This window comes from Campylobacter concisus (assembly GCF_902460535.1).
In the GTDB taxonomy this organism is placed as follows: domain Bacteria; phylum Campylobacterota; class Campylobacteria; order Campylobacterales; family Campylobacteraceae; genus Campylobacter_A; species Campylobacter_A concisus_AS.
Genome location: NZ_CABPTV010000007.1, coordinates 20,216 through 36,391 on the forward strand (window position 1 = coordinate 20,216; position 16,176 = coordinate 36,391).

General features: G+C 41.2%; 18 protein-coding genes and 1 pseudogene. 15 read left to right on the plus strand and 4 right to left on the minus strand.

From position 1 onward, the window contains the following. From FZ945_RS06755 to FZ945_RS06780, 6 genes are all read left to right on the plus strand, one after another. Positions 1–404, plus strand: a 404-nt coding sequence (locus FZ945_RS06755; protein WP_148803560.1) for a CheR family methyltransferase, incomplete at its 5' end; no start/stop codon positions are given. An 88-nt stretch (positions 405–492) separates the two neighbouring features. Next, entirely contained in the window at positions 493–3,114 is a 2,622-nt protein-coding gene (gyrA, locus tag FZ945_RS06760) for a DNA gyrase subunit A (RefSeq protein WP_148803458.1), read from the plus strand. A gap of 44 nt (positions 3,115–3,158) precedes the next feature. Beyond that, positions 3,159–3,659 (plus strand): LPP20 family lipoprotein, encoded by a 501-nt coding sequence (locus tag FZ945_RS06765; RefSeq protein WP_002939671.1) that lies wholly within the window; start codon positions 3,159–3,161, stop codon positions 3,657–3,659. After that, positions 3,635–4,027, plus strand: a complete 393-nt coding sequence (locus FZ945_RS06770) for a hypothetical protein (RefSeq protein ID WP_107929518.1) — start codon at positions 3,635–3,637, stop codon at positions 4,025–4,027. The genes FZ945_RS06765 and FZ945_RS06770 overlap by 25 nt, the downstream gene beginning before the upstream one ends. 12 nt (positions 4,028–4,039) lie before the next feature. Beyond that, positions 4,040–5,194, plus strand: a complete 1,155-nt coding sequence (locus FZ945_RS06775) for a sigma-54-dependent transcriptional regulator (RefSeq protein ID WP_148803460.1) — start codon at positions 4,040–4,042, stop codon at positions 5,192–5,194. A 70-nt stretch (positions 5,195–5,264) separates the two neighbouring features. Then, positions 5,265–6,290 carry an aspartate-semialdehyde dehydrogenase gene (locus tag FZ945_RS06780; RefSeq protein ID WP_148803462.1) on the plus strand — a complete coding sequence of 342 codons (1,026 nt, stop codon included), beginning with the start codon at positions 5,265–5,267 and terminating at the stop codon, positions 6,288–6,290. 45 nt (positions 6,291–6,335) lie between these two features. Here the strand turns inward: FZ945_RS06780 and FZ945_RS06785 are convergent, their stop codons facing one another. The 4 genes from FZ945_RS06785 to FZ945_RS06795 form a co-directional block, all read right to left on the minus strand. Further along, positions 6,336–6,749, minus strand: a complete 414-nt coding sequence (locus FZ945_RS06785) for an Rrf2 family transcriptional regulator (protein ID WP_148803464.1) — start codon at positions 6,747–6,749, stop codon at positions 6,336–6,338. A 75-nt stretch (positions 6,750–6,824) separates the two neighbouring features. Then, the gene (locus FZ945_RS06790; RefSeq protein ID WP_262367182.1) at positions 6,825–7,334 is read right to left on the minus strand and encodes an NAD(P)-dependent oxidoreductase; all 510 of its coding nucleotides are present in this window, start codon (positions 7,332–7,334) and stop codon (positions 6,825–6,827) included. Continuing rightward, positions 7,327–7,500, minus strand: a complete 174-nt coding sequence (locus tag FZ945_RS10280) for an NmrA family NAD(P)-binding protein (RefSeq protein WP_316246194.1) — start codon at positions 7,498–7,500, stop codon at positions 7,327–7,329. Before FZ945_RS10280 ends, FZ945_RS06790 begins: the two co-directional genes overlap by 8 nt. Beyond that, a complete protein-coding gene (locus tag FZ945_RS06795) occupies positions 7,491–7,865 on the minus strand; it encodes a cupin domain-containing protein (protein WP_148803466.1) in 375 nt (124 codons plus the stop codon). The genes FZ945_RS10280 and FZ945_RS06795 overlap by 10 nt, the downstream gene beginning before the upstream one ends. Before the next feature lie 153 nt (positions 7,866–8,018). On the opposite strand from FZ945_RS06795, the gene FZ945_RS06800 reads away from it, so the two are divergent. From FZ945_RS06800 to FZ945_RS10645, 9 genes and pseudogenes are all read left to right on the plus strand, one after another. Continuing rightward, on the plus strand, positions 8,019–8,903 hold the full coding sequence (locus tag FZ945_RS06800) for an ABC transporter six-transmembrane domain-containing protein (protein WP_148803468.1): 885 nt from the start codon (positions 8,019–8,021) through the stop codon (positions 8,901–8,903). Beyond that, complete coding sequence (locus tag FZ945_RS06805; protein WP_148803470.1) at positions 8,881–9,801, plus strand: cation diffusion facilitator family transporter; 921 nt, start codon at positions 8,881–8,883, stop codon at positions 9,799–9,801. The genes FZ945_RS06800 and FZ945_RS06805 overlap by 23 nt, the downstream gene beginning before the upstream one ends. 37 nt (positions 9,802–9,838) lie before the next feature. Then, on the plus strand, positions 9,839–10,234 hold the full coding sequence (locus FZ945_RS06810) for a transporter (protein WP_148803472.1): 396 nt from the start codon (positions 9,839–9,841) through the stop codon (positions 10,232–10,234). An 89-nt stretch (positions 10,235–10,323) separates the two neighbouring features. After that, positions 10,324–12,114 (plus strand): translation elongation factor 4, encoded by a 1,791-nt coding sequence (lepA, locus tag FZ945_RS06815; RefSeq protein WP_148803474.1) that lies wholly within the window; start codon positions 10,324–10,326, stop codon positions 12,112–12,114. A 172-nt stretch (positions 12,115–12,286) separates the two neighbouring features. Next, entirely contained in the window at positions 12,287–13,234 is a 948-nt protein-coding gene (locus FZ945_RS10470; protein ID WP_148803476.1) for a 2-hydroxymuconate tautomerase family protein, read from the plus strand. A 10-nt stretch (positions 13,235–13,244) separates the two neighbouring features. Next, the gene (locus FZ945_RS06825; protein WP_148803478.1) at positions 13,245–13,805 is read left to right on the plus strand and encodes a YajG family lipoprotein; all 561 of its coding nucleotides are present in this window, start codon (positions 13,245–13,247) and stop codon (positions 13,803–13,805) included. Next, a complete protein-coding gene (locus tag FZ945_RS06830; protein ID WP_148803480.1) occupies positions 13,805–14,374 on the plus strand; it encodes a ComF family protein in 570 nt (189 codons plus the stop codon). The genes FZ945_RS06825 and FZ945_RS06830 overlap by 1 nt, the downstream gene beginning before the upstream one ends. Positions 14,375–14,754: 380 nt before the next feature. Next, positions 14,755–15,045: pseudogene (locus FZ945_RS10785) on the plus strand (PDC sensor domain-containing protein); the annotation flags it as partial. A gap of 834 nt (positions 15,046–15,879) precedes the next feature. Next, positions 15,880–16,176: methyl-accepting chemotaxis protein (locus FZ945_RS10645; protein ID WP_410369048.1), on the plus strand; the 297-nt coding region annotated here is incomplete at its 3' end.

The following is a 16,176-nucleotide window of genomic DNA, read 5'->3' on the forward strand; positions in this document are numbered from 1 at the left end:
AGCTAACTGGCATCGACATAAACTCAGAAGCCATACAAGCTTGTAGTGTGGGAAGCTATGGCGAGAGGAGCTTACATAGGCTAAGCGAGTTTCAAAAGGAGAGATTTTTTACAAAAAAAGATGACAAATTTTTCATCAAAAAAGAAATTTTACCAAGGTGTGAGTTTAAAATTTTAAACGTTTTTGACGATGCGATGTTTAATCTTGGTAAATTTGACATCGTCCTTTCAAGAAATATGATGATATATTTTGACGATGAATTTAGACTAAAATGCGTCGAGAGGCTGCATAGGATGCTTAAGCCAGAGGGTAGGCTCTACGCAGGACACGCTGATCTTGTGCCTTACACCCCACTTTATACAAAGCGTTTTTCAAACGGAGCTACATATTATGAGCGTGCTTAAGGGTTAAATTTAACCCAGGCCGCTTTGCCCTTAGCAAGTTTTTATCAATTTTTGGCTAAAATCCTACAAGCTAAATTTAAGGATAAAAATGAAAGACAATCTACTTGAATTAACTCAAGATATCGCTTCAGTTGATATCGAAGATTCTATAAAAAATAGCTATCTTGACTACTCTATGAGCGTCATCGTCGGACGTGCTTTGCCTGATGCTAGAGACGGACTAAAGCCAGTTCATAGAAGAATTTTATACGCTATGGATAACCTCGGCGTTGGCAGCAGAAGTGCTTATATGAAGTCAGCTCGTATCGTCGGTGAAGTCATCGGTAAGTACCATCCACACGGCGACACAGCGGTTTATGACGCACTTGTTCGTATGGCTCAGAAATTTTCTATGCGCTATCCAGTCGTTGATGGACAAGGAAACTTTGGCTCGATTGATGGCGACAGCGCGGCTGCGATGCGTTATACCGAAGCTAGAATGACCATGCTTACTGAAGAGCTTTTAAAAGATATCGACAAAGACACGGTTGATTTTGTACCAAACTACGACGATAGGGAGGTTGAGCCAGATGTTTTGCCTAGCTGTGTGCCAAATTTATTACTAAATGGCTCAAGCGGTATCGCTGTTGGTATGGCGACAAATATCCCGCCACACAGCCTTGATGAGCTAATAGACGGTCTTTTGCTACTTCTTGAAAACAAAGAGGCGACACTTGAAGAGGTGATGGAATTTATAAAAGGCCCAGACTTCCCAACTGGCGGTATCATCTTTGGTAAAAAGGGCATCATAGAGGCCTACCGCACAGGTCGTGGCAGGGTCAAACTAAGAGCCAAAACTCACATAGAAAAAAAGCCAAACAAAGATGTGATCGTCATCGACGAGCTACCATATCAAACAAACAAAGCTAGGCTTATCGAGCAGATCGCCGAGCTTGTAAAAGATAAGCAGATAGAGGGCATCAGCGAGGTTAGAGATGAGTCTGACAAGGACGGTATTCGCGTAGTTATCGAGCTAAAACGCGACGCTATGAGCGACATCGTGCTAAATAACCTATTTAAATCAACCACGATGGAGAGCACTTTTGGCGTTATTATGCTTGCTATTAATAACAAAGAGCCAAAGGTATTTAACCTTATCGAGCTACTTAAGCTATTTTTAAATCACAGAAAAACAGTTATCATTAGAAGAACGATATTTGAGCTCGAAAAAGCGCGCGCAAGAGCCCACATCTTAGAGGGTCTAAAGATCGCACTTGATAACATCGACGAGGTGATCGAGCTTATTAGAAATAGTGCTGATACAGCCGTTGCTAGAGAGGGCTTGATGAGTAAATTTAACCTCTCAGAGCTTCAAGCAAACGCTATCCTTGATATGCGTCTAAGCAAGCTTACAGGCCTAGAGAGAGAAAAACTAGAGGCTGAGCTAGCCGAGCTTATGGCTGAAATCGCAAGACTTGATGAAATTTTAAAGAGCGAGACATTGCTTGAAAATTTAATCAAAGAAGAGCTTTTAGAGATCAAAAATAAATTTAAAGTACCAAGAGTGACTGAGATCGTTGATGACTACGATGATATTGACATCGAAGACCTCATACCAAATGAAAATATGGTCGTAACCATAACTCACCGCGGCTACATCAAGCGTGTGCCAAGCAAGCAGTACGAGAAGCAAAAACGTGGTGGCAAGGGCAAAGTAGCAGTCACAACATACGATGATGACTTTATCGAGAGCTTCTTTACTTCAAATACCCACGATACGCTTATGTTTGTGACAGACCGCGGACAGCTTTACTGGCTAAAAGTCTATAAAATTCCAGAGGGAAGCCGCACAGCAAAGGGTAAAGCAGTTGTAAATTTGATCCAGTTGCAGCCTGACGAGAAGATAAAAGCGATCATCCCAACGACTGACTTTGACGAGAGCAAATCGCTAGCATTCTTTACTAAAAACGGCATCGTAAAACGCACAAATTTAAGCGAGTTTAAAAATATCCGCTCAGTTGGCGTAAGAGCTATAAGCCTTGATGAGAACGACGAGCTAGTAACTGCGCTCATCGCTCAAACATACGATGATATGCCAGTAACTGACCCTGAAAATGAGTTAAGCGTAGAAAGCGAAGTGCTTGAGATAGAAGAGATACAAAACGAGATCGATGAAGACAATGCAAATGCTGAAGAGGACGCAAACTCAGGCGATGAGACAATGCTGTTTGTAGTTACCAAAAAGGGTATGTGTCTTAAATTTAAGATCAGCAAAGTTCGCCAAATGGGAAGAACTGCACGCGGCGTAACTGGTATTAAATTTAAAGAGCCAGGCGATGAGGTCGTAGGCGCAGCAGTCATCGAAAGCAACGATCAAGAAATTTTAAGCATATCTCAAAAAGGTATCGGCAAGCGCACAACCGCTGATGAGTACCGCTTGACAAACCGCGGCGGCAAAGGCGTCATCTGCATGAAGCTAACAAGCAGAACAGGCGATCTAGTGGGCGTTGTGATGGTTGATGAAGAGCAAGATTTAATGGCTCTAACATCAAGTGGCAAGATGATAAGAGTTGATATGCAAAGCATCCGCAAAGCAGGACGTAACACAAGCGGCGTGATCGTCGTAAATGTCGATGGCGATGATGTTGTAAGTATCGCAAGATGCCCTAAGGCAGATGATGGCGAGGATGAGGATGAAGCACCAAGCGAAGATATGGGGCTTTTGGAATAAATTTTGCTATTAAATTTTAAATAAAAGCATAAAAAAGGTTGTTTATGAAGGTTAAAATTTTATCTTTTGCTTTGATGATTGCTATTTTTGGCGGTTGCTCATTTAACGGCTTTATGGGCGAGCCAACTAGCACATCAAACCGCAATGTAGTCATCCAAAAGGTCGATAAAGACGATCTTAGAGAGGTGATGAAAAAAGAGAAGATGATATATGATAGCGCTCCAAGAGAGACCACTTTTAGAGCCACAGGTGAGGGCATAGCTCCGCTAAATTCGCTCTCATACGCTCAGTCTGTCACTCTTGCAAAAAGAGCGGCGATGGCTGATGCTTATTCTCAGCTTGCAGGTAAGCTTTATGGCGTAAAGATCAATGCTGAAGACACCGTAAGAGATGCGATGCTAAATGATTCATCTATCACTTCAAAGGTTCAAGGTCTTGTCAAAAATGCAAGGATCGTGAATGAAAATTTCAAAGACGGGCTTTATAAGGTAAATATGGAGCTTAAGATAGACGAAGATAAGTGGCGAGAAGTCTTTTCTTACTAACGATACTTTTAAATTTCGCCTTTTGTCTGGAGGAGTTTATCTTCTGGGCGAAGGTCGATACGAAAAATCAAATAGTTGCTTTTGAAGAAATTTCATTTTCAAAGGCGATGACTCTCTCGCCCAATCCAAAACCAAAATTTCTTTGCCAGATAGATGCTTTTAAAGATGAAAATATCACAACTCTTGGCTTTTTAAATTTACACAAAGATGAAATTTTTGACTGCTTTGCTTTAAAAAAAGTAATGATAAAAAATGAGCTAAATGTCAAAAACTCACAGGTCACAAATGCTTCAAATTTGAAAATTTTGCCAGTTAGATTTATGGTGGAATTTAAGCCAAAATCCGCTATCATCGGCACACTTCAATAAAAAAGAGATCAAATGAATATCGTCATAGTAGAAGATGACATCAATATGCGAAAGTCGCTTGAGATCGCACTTGGCGAGTATGAAGAGCTAAACATCAAGAGCTATAAGAGCGCAGTTGAAGCTCTAAAAAAGCTAAGCGACGACACTGATCTAATAATCACCGACATAAACATGCCAAAGATGGACGGACTTGAGTTCATTAAAGAGTTAAATGGCAAATTTGACGTCATTATAATGACTGGAAACGCGACACTTAACAAGGCGATCGAGAGCGTGAGGCTTGGCGTAAAGGACTTTTTAACAAAGCCATTTGACGTCTCAACGCTATATGAAGCGATAAAAAGGGTAGAGGCGCTAAAACAAAAAACTCCAAAAAGCATAAAAAAAGCTGAAGAAAAAAGCGAAAATAACGGCTTTTTAGCTACTTCAAAGGCACTTGAAGCAACGCTAAATATCGCGCTAAAAGCGGCAAGAACAGACGCCTCAATAATGCTTAGTGGCGAAAGTGGCGTTGGCAAGGAGGTCTTTGCTAAATTTATCCACGCAAACTCACCTAGAAAAGATGCGGTATTTATCGCCCTAAATATGGCAGCGATCCCTGAAAATTTGATAGAAAGTGAGCTTTTTGGCTTTGAAAAGGGCGCATTTACCGACGCAGCTACTACCAAAAAAGGGCAGTTTGAGTTGGCAAATGGCGGAACACTATTTTTAGATGAGATCGGCGAGATGCCTATAAATTTACAGCCAAAATTGCTTCGTGCGCTTCAAGAGCGCGAGATAACAAGGCTTGGCGCCACAAAGAGCGAAAAGATCGACGTTCGCATCATCTGCGCTACAAATGCAAATTTAGAGCTTGCGATGAAAGAGGGCAGGTTTAGAGAAGATCTTTTCTACCGCCTAAATACGATCCCACTTTTCATCCCGCCACTTCGCGAGCGAAAGGATGAAATTTTGCCTATCGCACAAGATGCTTTAGAAAAATGCTGCAAAGAGTATGGCTTTGAAGCTAAAAATTTCTCAAAAGCAGCCAAAGAGGAGCTTTTGAGCTATGATTATCCAGGCAACATAAGAGAGCTTATCTCAGTCGTGCAGCGTGCAGCGATACTAAGCGAGGGCGATGAAATTTTACCAAATGATCTATTTTTACAAGCAAGAAGTAAGAAATAATAATAAATTTAAGTTTTTGGTTAGTAAAATTACGCAAGATTATGAAATTTAAGAGGGTAAAGGAGAGCAGATGAGAAAATTTAACGTGGCGGTCGTTGGTGCTACTGGAGCGGTCGGTGAAGAGCTTTTTAGAGTTATGGAAGAGGTTGATTTTCCAGTTGGCGAGCTTTTGCCACTTGCAAGTGCCAAAAGTGCCGGCAGCGAGATAGAATTTAAAGGCAAAAACTACAAAGTAAAAGAGCTAACAGAGAAAGTTTTTAGCGAGCATGAAGTCGATATCGCATTTTTTAGCGCAGGTGGCTCAGTTTCAGAGAAATTTGCTAAATTTGCAGCTGATAGCGGTGCAGTAGTCATCGATAACACCAGCCATTTTAGGATGGATAAAAATATCCCGCTAGTTGTGCCAGAGTGCAATCCAAGCGATATAGCGCAATGGAAAAACCGCGGCATCATCGCTAATCCAAACTGCTCAACCATCCAAATGGTGCAAATTTTAAAGCCACTAAATGACGCTTTTGGCATCAACAGGGTCGATGTTTCTACCTATCAAGCAGCAAGCGGCGCTGGCAAAGAGGGCATGGAAGAGCTTGTCGTGCAGATGCAAAAGTTTTTTGAATTTAAGCTTGATGAGTGCGAGCCAAAGGTTTTTGCACACCGCCTAGCGCTAAACGTGATCCCGCATATCGACGTCTTTTTGGATAACGACTACACAAAAGAAGAGATGAAAATGGTCAATGAAACGCAAAAGATCCTTCATAAAGATATTGAAGTGAGTGCTACTTGCGTGCGTGTGCCAGTGCTTAGAAGCCACTCTGAGGCGATCACTATCCACTTTGATAAGGACGTGAGCGCAGATGCGGCAAGAGAGGTTTTAAGCAAAGCTCCAAGCGTCGTCGTAGTCGATAATCCAGCTAAAAAAGAGTATCCGATGCCTACTATCTCAAGCGATACAAACGAGACTTATGTTGGCAGGATCAGGGTTGATAACTTTAGATCAAATGTGCTTCACCTTTGGTGTAGTGCCGATCAGATTCGCGTAGGAGCTGCGACAAATGCCGTAAGGATCGCACAAAAATGGATCGCGATGCAGGAGTAGTTTTAAATTTATTTTGGCTAGAAAGGATCAAGCTCTAGCCTAAATTTATCTCGCAAGCTCGTCTAGCAAGTCTTGCAAAGTAACGCTTTTTAGCTCGTTTTTTAGCGCAGTTTGTGCCCTTAAAAAGTGCCCGCCTAAAAGCTCCTCTATCCTGCCACCAAGCGGGCAGGCTTTTGGCGAGTCAGAGTGAATTTTAAAAAGTTTTTCTTTATCATTTACTGCGTTAAAAATTTCAAGTAAATTTATATCTTTTGGCTCTTTTGCTAGGCTCACTCCACCAACTCCAGCTGTGACATTTACGAGCCCTGCAGCCTTTAGAGTGCTAAGCAGGCGTCTAACGATAACTGGGTTTGTGTTTATGCTACCAGCTATAAATTCGCTTGTAACCTTCTCGTTTTCAAAAAATTTAGCACATAAAAGCGCGTGTATCGCGGTTGAAAATTTAATGCCAACTTGCATAAGCTCCCTTAAATTTCATATTTAAACCTCTAAGTTTAGCAGGCATAAGTTTAAATTTGCCTGCTAAAACTAAGCTCACGCTCTCTCGCCGACTGCAGTGAAGCGTTTTTGGATAAATTTCTTGTTTTTTAGCTCATCGATGATTGCGATCGCAAGATCGGCGTAGCTGATGTAGCTCTCATTTTTTGAGTTTAGTATTAGATTATCGCCGCCAAGGACGTATTTGCCGGTGCGAGCGCCATTTGCATCGTAGTCGCCTGCAGGCGAAACGTAAGTCCAAAGCACATTTGTGCTACCTTTTAGCTCAAAATAAGACTCTGCTGTAGCCTTTTCCACGCCCATATATGCTGCTGGGAAGTCTGGGGTGTCCATGAGCCTAGTGCCCTTGCCATCAACAAATAACGTACCAGCGCCTCCAACTACGATGAGCCTTGTACCAGTGCCTTCTAGTAAATTTACTAGGTGAGCGGCCACTTTTTTGTGAAGCGGGAAGGTTTCTTCGCTCCATGCTGCAAATGCGCTGATAACCGCGTCAAAGCCTGCTAGATCAGCCTTTGTAAGCTCGAAAATATCTTTATTAAACAACCTTTACGCTTTCGTTTTTATACTCTTTGTTTCTAACGATCGCTGTGACATCATGTCCTTGTTTTAGGGCCTCATTTACTAAATTTGCACCGCTTTTGCCGTTTGCACCTATGATTGCTATTTTTATTGTTTCTCCTTTAAATTTTCTCTTTAAATTTACAGCCAGCTTGGCTTTACATCATCAACTATCACGCCGTCACTCATTGTGTATTGCTCTAGGCTACCGCGTTTTGTCTGGATGCAGATCATTTTGATGCCGTTTTTGCCAGCTTTAAAGCACCTCTTACCATCTGGATCTATGCGCACCGCGTCGCCTTTATTTACTTTTATCACTTCGCCGTCGATGAAAAGCTCGCCTTCACCTTCTAGGATGATGTAAAGCTCCTCGTTTTGTTTATGTGCATGGACAAATGGCACGCTCACATTTGCTGGAAGCTCGTTTATAGATACCTCACAGCCAGTTAAATTTAAAGCCTCTTTTAGCTCAACTCTTGGCTCGTTTGTGATCTTTGCAACCTGATAATTTTTCATTTTGTTCTCCTTGCTTTTTTATGTTGTAATCTTTTTTCTTACAACAGATGAGCGAAGTATAATAATTTTTTGTTGTAATGTCAAAAGTTACAACAAAAATTTTTCAAAATTTATAAATTTGAGCTAAAATTCGCAAAATTTTTAGGAGTAAATTTGCAAAATAACGCCTTTAAAACGCTAAAGAGCATAGCGACCGAGCATAACAAAAAGCTCATTTTGACCTTTGCTTTGGTGCTAGCAGAGAACGGACTTTTTCTAGCATACCCGATATTTGCGGGCTTTGCGATAAACGCAATTATGCAAGGAAACACGTCAAATGCCCTTATTTACGCACTTTTTGTGCTCATAGCGTGGCTTGTAGGAGCCGTTAGACGCCGCGTGGATACGCAAGTTTTTGCAAATATCTACGCAAAGCTTGCTGTAAATGTCATCATGAATGAAAAACAAAATGCCAAAGATGACTCCGCCATCATCGCCAGAGTAGCGCTCTCGCGAGAGTTTGTAAATTTCTTTGAGACGCATTTTCCTATGTTTTTTACATCGGTCATTTCGATCATCGGCTCAGCGTTTATGCTCATCTTTGTCGAGACAAAAGTCGCTGTGGCGTGCTTTGTAGTGATGGCCTTTTTTCTTATATTTTTGCCAAGATACGTTAAGAAAAATGACGATCTTTATCTTCGCTTAAATGACCGCCTAGAAAAAGAGGCAAAGGTGATAGGTGTTTTTAATAAAAGCACGCTAAATAGGCACTATGATGTCGTTTCTAAATTTCATATAGCGATCTCAAACAGGGAGGCGATGAGCTATTTTATCATCGGCATTAGCGCTTCGCTGCTCTTTTTGGTGGCGATAATGGTGCTAAGCTCGCAGCAGACAAATGCCGGCCACATCTACTCCGTGATGACCTATATATGGAATTTCGTCATCAGTCTTGACGACTCGCCAAAGCTCATCGAGGAATTTTCAAATTTAAAAGATATAGGTAAGAGGATCGACGCCCAAAAGAAGGACAATGATGCACAACAAGAGCGTTCTTAGAAATTCATTTTTACTAATTTTCACGTTTATGATAGTTGAGGCTGTTTTTGGCTTCGTTTCAAACTCGCTTGCGCTTATTAGCGACGCATTTCACATGCTCTCAGACGCCGCGGCTCTCTTTTTGTCGCTGGTCGCTTTTAAGATCGCAGAAAAAAGGGCAAATTTACAAAAGACCTTTGGCTACAAAAGGGTCGAGATCATCGCTGCTTTCATAAATGCTATCGCTCTTATCGCGCTTGCTATCTTTGTCATAGTTGAAGCGATCATTAGGCTTTTTAACGAGCCAGAGATAGAGGCTAAAACGATGCTATTTGTTAGCATTTTGGGCCTTGTGGTAAATTTAGTCGTGGCTGTTTATATGCACAAAAGTGCCGACGTGAAAGAAAATTTAAATATGAAAGGGGCTTATCTGCACGTGCTTGGTGACACGCTTGGCTCGGTTGGTGCCATCGTCGCGGCGCTTCTTGTGATGAAATTTAACTTCACGCAGGCCGATAGCATCGCAAGTATCTTTGTATCGCTACTCATCATAAAAAGCGGTGCTAGCTTGCTAAAAGATAGCTTTAATATCCTAATCGAAGCTGTGCCGCTTAAGCTTGATACGGATGAAATTTTAGGCGTTATAAAGGGCGTAAATGGCGTTAAAATCGTGCATGACCTGCATATCTGGGCGATAAATGCCGGCACAAATGCGCTCATAGCCCACGTGGTGGTGGATGATACGCTAAGCGTGGCTGAAATTTCAAAGATGATAAAGCGCATCGAGCACGAGCTTTCTCACGTTGGCATCGGCCATGTCACGCTTCAGTTTGAGAGCGAGAGCCTTGGGCACAAAGATGATCTCATCTGCGAGCTAAAAAGCGAGCATAAAGATGAGCACTTTGGGCATCATCACTAAAATTTGAGTGAAATTTGACGTAAAAGGCTTAAATTTAATGTTACATATAAAAAATGAATATCTAGTAGTCTTGGCTATGGGTTTGCTTTGCACTTTTATGGGCAGTATCATAGTTTCTCTTATCGCAGTAAATTTCGTAGTAGCCTTGATCTGCGCTCTATTTTGTATGAAAAAGGATTATATATTTATTTTGTTGTTGGCGTTAAATTTTGCTCTATATTTTAACGCCATAGACACCCCTTTTGAACAACCAGAGCTTTGGACTTATCATGTGCCAGTGCTTGCAACTGCGACATACATGCTTAGTGCTTTAGTTTATGCTTCAGGTTTTCTTATTTTTTTGCCGCTTGTGGCTTACGCCTATTTTTTATATTCGCTTTGCGTTGTGCTCTGTGATCTGCGTAAAATTTTAAGAGCTAAATTTGAGCTTTAAATTTAAACCTTACTGACCTAGCAAACTCATTTTTACTCAACTTTAACGATTTTTTTTATAAAATCGCCTAAAATTTAACTAGGGATTTCATGAAAAACATTAGAAACTTTAGCATTATCGCTCACATCGACCACGGCAAAAGCACGCTTGCTGACCGCCTCATTCAGGAGTGTGGCGCTGTTAGCGACCGTGAGATGAGCTCGCAGATCATGGACACGATGGATATTGAAAAAGAGCGTGGCATCACAATCAAAGCTCAGTCTGTCCGCCTAAACTACGCCCTAAATGGGCAAAATTTTGTTCTAAATTTGATAGACACCCCAGGACACGTTGATTTTAGCTACGAGGTGAGCCGCTCTTTGGCTAGTTGCGAGGGTGCGCTGCTTGTCGTGGATGCTTCTCAGGGTGTGGAGGCGCAAACCATCGCAAACGTCTATATCGCACTTGAAAACAACCTAGAGATCATCCCAGTCATCAACAAGATCGATCTGCCGGCGGCTGATCCTGCTAGGGTAAAAGACGAAATCGAGCACATCATCGGACTTGACTGCTCAGGAGCTATCGAAGTGAGCGCAAAAAGTGGTATCGGTATAAAAGAGCTGCTTGAAGCGATCATCACGAGGATCCCTGCACCAAATGGCGACGTAAGCAAGCCTACAAAGGCACTAATCTACGATAGCTGGTTTGACAACTACCTTGGCGCGCTTGCTCTTGTGCGCGTTTATGATGGTGAAATTTCAAAAAATGACGAAATTTTGGTCATGGGCACGGACAAAAAACATATCGTGCTAGACCTTATGTATCCAAATCCTATAGCACCGATCAAGACAAAGAGCCTTGCAGCTGGCGAGGTTGGCATCGTGGTTTTGGGGCTTAAAAACGTTAGCGACGTGCAAGTTGGAGATACGATAACGCAGTCAAGAAATCCCCTAAAAGAGCCAGTTGGCGGCTTTGAGAGGGCTAAGCCGTTTGTTTTTGCGGGACTTTATCCTATCGAAACTGATAAATTTGAAGATCTGCGTGACGCGCTGGATAAGCTAAAGCTAAATGATAGCTCTATAAGCTACGAGCCAGAGACCTCGGTCGCACTTGGATTTGGCTTTAGGGTTGGTTTTTTAGGTCTTCTTCATATGGAGGTCGTCAAAGAGAGGCTGGAGCGTGAATTTGACCTTGATCTCATCGCCACAGCACCGACTGTGACTTATGAAGTCATCCAAACTGATGGGCTAAATTTAAAAATCCAAAACCCAAGCCAGCTACCACCAGTCAATAAAATAGACTCAATCCTTGAGCCATACGTGAAAGCGACTATCATCACGCCAAGCGAGTTTTTGGGTAACATCATCACGCTTTTAAACAACCGCCGTGGCATACAAACAAAGATGGACTACATCACGACTGACCGCGTTTTACTTGAGTATGACATACCGATGAATGAGATCGTGATGGACTTTTATGACAAGCTAAAATCAAGCACCAAAGGCTACGCGAGCTTTGACTACGAGCCAAGTGACTACCGCGTGGGCGATCTGGTAAAGCTTGATGTAAAAGTGGCCGGCGAGACGGTCGATGCGCTCTCTATCATCGTGCCTGAGAGCAAGGCGCAGACTAAGGGCAGGGACTTTGTAAAGGCGATGAAAGAGATCGTGCCACGTCAGCTTTTTGAGGTGGCGATACAAGCTAGCATCGGCAACAAGATCATCGCTCGTGAAACCGTAAAATCAATGGGTAAAAACGTCACAGCCAAGTGCTATGGTGGCGACATCACTCGTAAGAGGAAGTTGCTTGAGAAGCAAAAAGAGGGTAAGAAGCGGATGAAGGCGATAGGAAAGGTGAATTTGCCGCAGGAGGCGTTTTTATCGGTCCTAAAAATAGACTAGCGGCGTGCCGTGAGCGCCTTTGAATGAGCTTTAAATTTTCTCTCTTCGATGGACTATTTGTCCTATCTTGATCGAAAATTTATGCGCAACATCCAAAATCATCTCACGACATTATGACTTGTCTTATGCTGTTTTGATAGGTTTAAATGCTAAATTTACAAAAAGGAGTGCTATGCCATTTGTGAAAATTTGCGTGACAAAAGAGAATGATAGCCCAAGTGTGGAGCAAAAAGAGAAGATGATAAGCGGAGTTACAAAACTAATAAGCGAAATTTTAGGTAGAAGCGCTCAAAATACTGTTGTCATTATCGATGAGATCGATACGAACAACTACGGCATCGCAGGCGAGAGCGTGAAAAAATCTCCGCAAAAAACAAAAAGAGCAAAAGGAAGTGAAATGCTAAGAGCGACATTATTAGCAGTTTTTGCAGCCATCTTTCTGACTGGCTGCGTGGCAAAAGCTAGCCTTTGCCTATCTTGCGAGGGCATAGACGGCGTGCAAAGTGCGAGCATAAGCAGCCAAGATAATACTTATTTTGAAGAGGTTATGAGGATCCCAGCTGACTGCAGCGCTTGCAAGGGCAGGGGCGATGGCGTCTTTATAAATGGCGTCAAATATAGAAGTGACGTGGCGATAAATTGCTGCTTAGAAAAAAATATGATCGACATAAATGTTGGGCTAAAGAAGGTCTATTTTCATAGGATCGTGGATGCTAGAAGCAGCGCAAGGTCGATTTATTACACAAGAGAAGATGGTAGCGGCGTAGTCTTTAACTCAAACCCACGCCTTGAAGTGCTCTTTTATATGTTTTTAAAACGTGAGCTAAATTCGCGTGGCATCGTGGTCGTGGATACGCAAACATCGCCTTATACATATAGGCTTGATTTTAGATTTGACGAGCTTAGAGGTACTTACTCAAGAAGCTCAGAAATTTTAAACGGACATCTATACGGCGAGCTTGTGCTTTCAGATATAAATTTCAAAAAACGAATTCCTATCTCGACTAGACACCACGTGGAGGAGCTTGAGGCGTCAAAAAGTGGTCAGTTTGACTTCTTTATCGCGCTTTTAGTCAAGCAAGCTGCCATAAAAGTGGCTGATAAGATCACTAAACTTTGAAAGGAAAAATATGAGTAAATTTAAATTTCTAGCTATCTTTGGACTTTTTGTCCTATTTTTGAGCGGTTGTGCGCCTACTCAGACGGTGCTTGCGTTTGATCCTTATAAGGCTATCGTTTCAAATCAACAAAGCAATGGTTTTGAGGTCTATATAAGTGCGGTGCATGATAGTCGCAAAAACAAAAGCACTATTGCAACCATAACTGATGATAAGGGTACCGTGGATGAATACGTCGTGCTTCAAAACGATCTCGCGACCTATTTTGGCGATTCTCTTAAAAAAGAGCTCATAGCTCATGGTGCAAATGTAAATGGCATGGGTGGCGTCGTGGTTGAAGTTTTCATAAACGAATTTGAAGCAAATATGAGCGGATATGGCAGCGACAACACAAAGGGCAAGATAAAGATCACTCTTAAAATCCAAAAAGGCGATCAAAGCATCATCAAAAATATCTCAAACAACCAAACCAAATTTGAGCTAGTTCGCACTGGCGGAGCATTTAAGCCATTCTTAACAGACATCATAAATGACGCTGTTAAGCGCTCTGCGATCGCTATCTTAAATAGCTGATGTTTTGTGCGTTTTGCAAGAGCTTTACACTAAAAACATTTTGTAAAACCTGCTCGCAAATTTTAAGCGAGCCAAGCCCTGTAGTAAGAGAGCTAGAGGGCTTTAAAATTTATAGCTTTTACGGCTACTCTGAGATCAAAGAGCTCATCCACTCAAAGCACCACATGCACGGACTTTTTATCTATAAAAATTTAGCCAAATTTGCATTTAAGAAATTTGCTAAAAGTTTTAGCTTCCCAGAGCAAATTTACGCCCTGCCGGTAGATGATAGAGTGCATCACGGCTACTCGCACACGGCTATTTTGGCAAATGAACTTCGTGCTAAAAACCTTAAACCCATCTTTCACGCCTTGCATGCGACAAGCAGTGTTAGCTACAGCGGCAAGGATCTTAAATTTAGGCAAAACAATCCAAGAAATTTTAAAATTTTAAAAAAGATCACTGCGCCAGTTATCTTGATAGATGACATCGTAACCACTGGCACAACGATACTAGAAGCTAGAGATACACTTCAAAAAGCAGGCATTGATGTGCTTTTTGCACTTGTTTTAGCAGATGCTAGAAACTAGGCTTTATATGAAATTTAGCTTGAAATTTTATACCTCAATAATTGTAAATAGCTATTAACCATAAAAAATTTTTGCCGATATAAACATAAAATTTACACAAAGGGATTTTGTTTATGAAAAAAGCAGCAAACAAGATAGCACTCATTATTGTGGTGCTTTTAGTTGTCTCGCTTGGCGTGTTTTCAACGGTGAATTACACAAATACCAAGGAGAGGATTTACGATCTAGCAAAGGAGTCTAAGACTTCATCTTCAAAAGTTTTGCAGTTTTATATGAATGCATTTTTTGAAGACAAGCTTGCAGCCGTTCAAAATTTTGCTAGTTACATCGAGGCGCATCCGCAAATTTTGGATGACAAAGAGGCTTTAGAAAAAGTGCTGATGAACGCAGCGCAGGTTACTGATTTTTCTGAGTTTTACTTTGGTTATGCGGCTGATGGTGCTGTTTATAACGCTGTGCTTGATGGCAAAGAGCGTAAATTTATGGTTTTTGATCAGAGAAAAAACTATGATGCGAGGGTTAAAGGCTGGTACAAGGACGCTATTGCAAAAGAGGGCATCATCTTTTCAGCTCCATACACAAGCTCAGCTGGTGGCTTAAATTTAACTATCGCTAAAAAGATAGTTGTTGATGGCAAGGTCGTTGGTGTCTTTGGCGTGGATATGGGCATAGATAAGCTTGATAATGAGCTTAATAAGATAAAACCAACTCCAAGTAGCGCGATAGCACTATTTGATCTAGAGCATAGAAAGATCGTTCATTTTAGGATTAAAGAACTTGTTCTTTCAGACTCTAGTGAAGCTATGAAGATCCTTGATGACTACTCAAACGAGTATAAGAAAAATGGCGATAAAACATTTACTTATAATCTCAGAGGCACAGAAAGACTTCTTGCTTGCGAATCTTATGACAAAGCTAACTGGCTTGTTTGCTCTGCAAACTCTATAAGTGATTATGATAATAGCCTAAATAGCACTCTTGTTTCGCAGTTTATATCTTCTATCATCTTTATAATAGTTGTTATAGCACTTTTGATCTTTGTTGTTGGTAGATATTTAAAACCTCTTTCAAATATATCAGAGTCTTTAACATCATTCTTTAAATTCCTAAACTATGAGATTAAAGAGCCAGTTATCACAGAAGTAAAAACTAAAGATGAATTCGGTGTTATGGCAGAACTCATAAACGAAAACATCAAAAAGATACAAGACACTGCTAATCAAGATGCTACTGCTGTTAATCAATCAGTATCAACAGCTAAAGAGATAGAAAAAGGAAATTTAAAAGCTAGGATCACAGAAAACCCAGCTAACCCAAAACTAGTAGAACTTAAAAATGTTCTAAATAAAATGCTTGATGTTCTTGAAGCAAAAGTAGGTAGCGATCTAAATGTTATCCAAAAGGTATTTGATAGCTATAGAAGATCAGACTTTACCTCTAGGATAGATAATGCAAATGGTGAAGTAGAAAAGGTAACAAATGCTCTAGGCACAGAAATCTCTAGAATGCTAAACTATAACCTAGAAAAAGCTAAAACCCTAGAAGAAAAAGCCAAACTTCTAGCTAGCTCAGTATCTAAAGTAACAAGCTCAGCAAACACACAAGCAAATAGCTTACAAGAAAGTGCTGCTGCAGTTGAGCAAATGTCTAGCTCAATGAATGCCATCTCTCAAAAGACAGCTGATGTTATAAGACAAAGTGATGAAATTAAAAACATAATAACTATTATTAGAGATATAGCAGATCAAACAAACCTTCTAGCTCTTAATGCTGCAATAGAAGCAGCACGTGCAGGAGAGCAT

Coding starts and splice junctions, on each gene's coding strand:
- FZ945_RS06830 (WP_148803480.1), top strand. CDS start 13,805: ATGTTTTGTGCGTTTTGCAAGAGCTTTACACTAAAAACATTTTGTAAA.
- FZ945_RS10470 (WP_148803476.1), top strand. CDS start 12,287: ATGCCATTTGTGAAAATTTGCGTGACAAAAGAGAATGATAGCCCAAGT.
- lepA (WP_148803474.1), top strand. CDS start 10,324: ATGAAAAACATTAGAAACTTTAGCATTATCGCTCACATCGACCACGGC.
- FZ945_RS06780 (WP_148803462.1), top strand. CDS start 5,265: ATGAGAAAATTTAACGTGGCGGTCGTTGGTGCTACTGGAGCGGTCGGT.
- FZ945_RS06765 (WP_002939671.1), top strand. CDS start 3,159: ATGAAGGTTAAAATTTTATCTTTTGCTTTGATGATTGCTATTTTTGGC.
- FZ945_RS06805 (WP_148803470.1), top strand. CDS start 8,881: ATGCACAACAAGAGCGTTCTTAGAAATTCATTTTTACTAATTTTCACG.
- FZ945_RS06825 (WP_148803478.1), top strand. CDS start 13,245: ATGAGTAAATTTAAATTTCTAGCTATCTTTGGACTTTTTGTCCTATTT.
- FZ945_RS06810 (WP_148803472.1), top strand. CDS start 9,839: ATGTTACATATAAAAAATGAATATCTAGTAGTCTTGGCTATGGGTTTG.
- FZ945_RS06795 (WP_148803466.1), bottom strand. CDS start 7,865: ATGAAAAATTATCAGGTTGCAAAGATCACAAACGAGCCAAGAGTTGAG.
- gyrA (WP_148803458.1), top strand. CDS start 493: ATGAAAGACAATCTACTTGAATTAACTCAAGATATCGCTTCAGTTGAT.
- FZ945_RS06785 (WP_148803464.1), bottom strand. CDS start 6,749: ATGCAAGTTGGCATTAAATTTTCAACCGCGATACACGCGCTTTTATGT.
- FZ945_RS06775 (WP_148803460.1), top strand. CDS start 4,040: ATGAATATCGTCATAGTAGAAGATGACATCAATATGCGAAAGTCGCTT.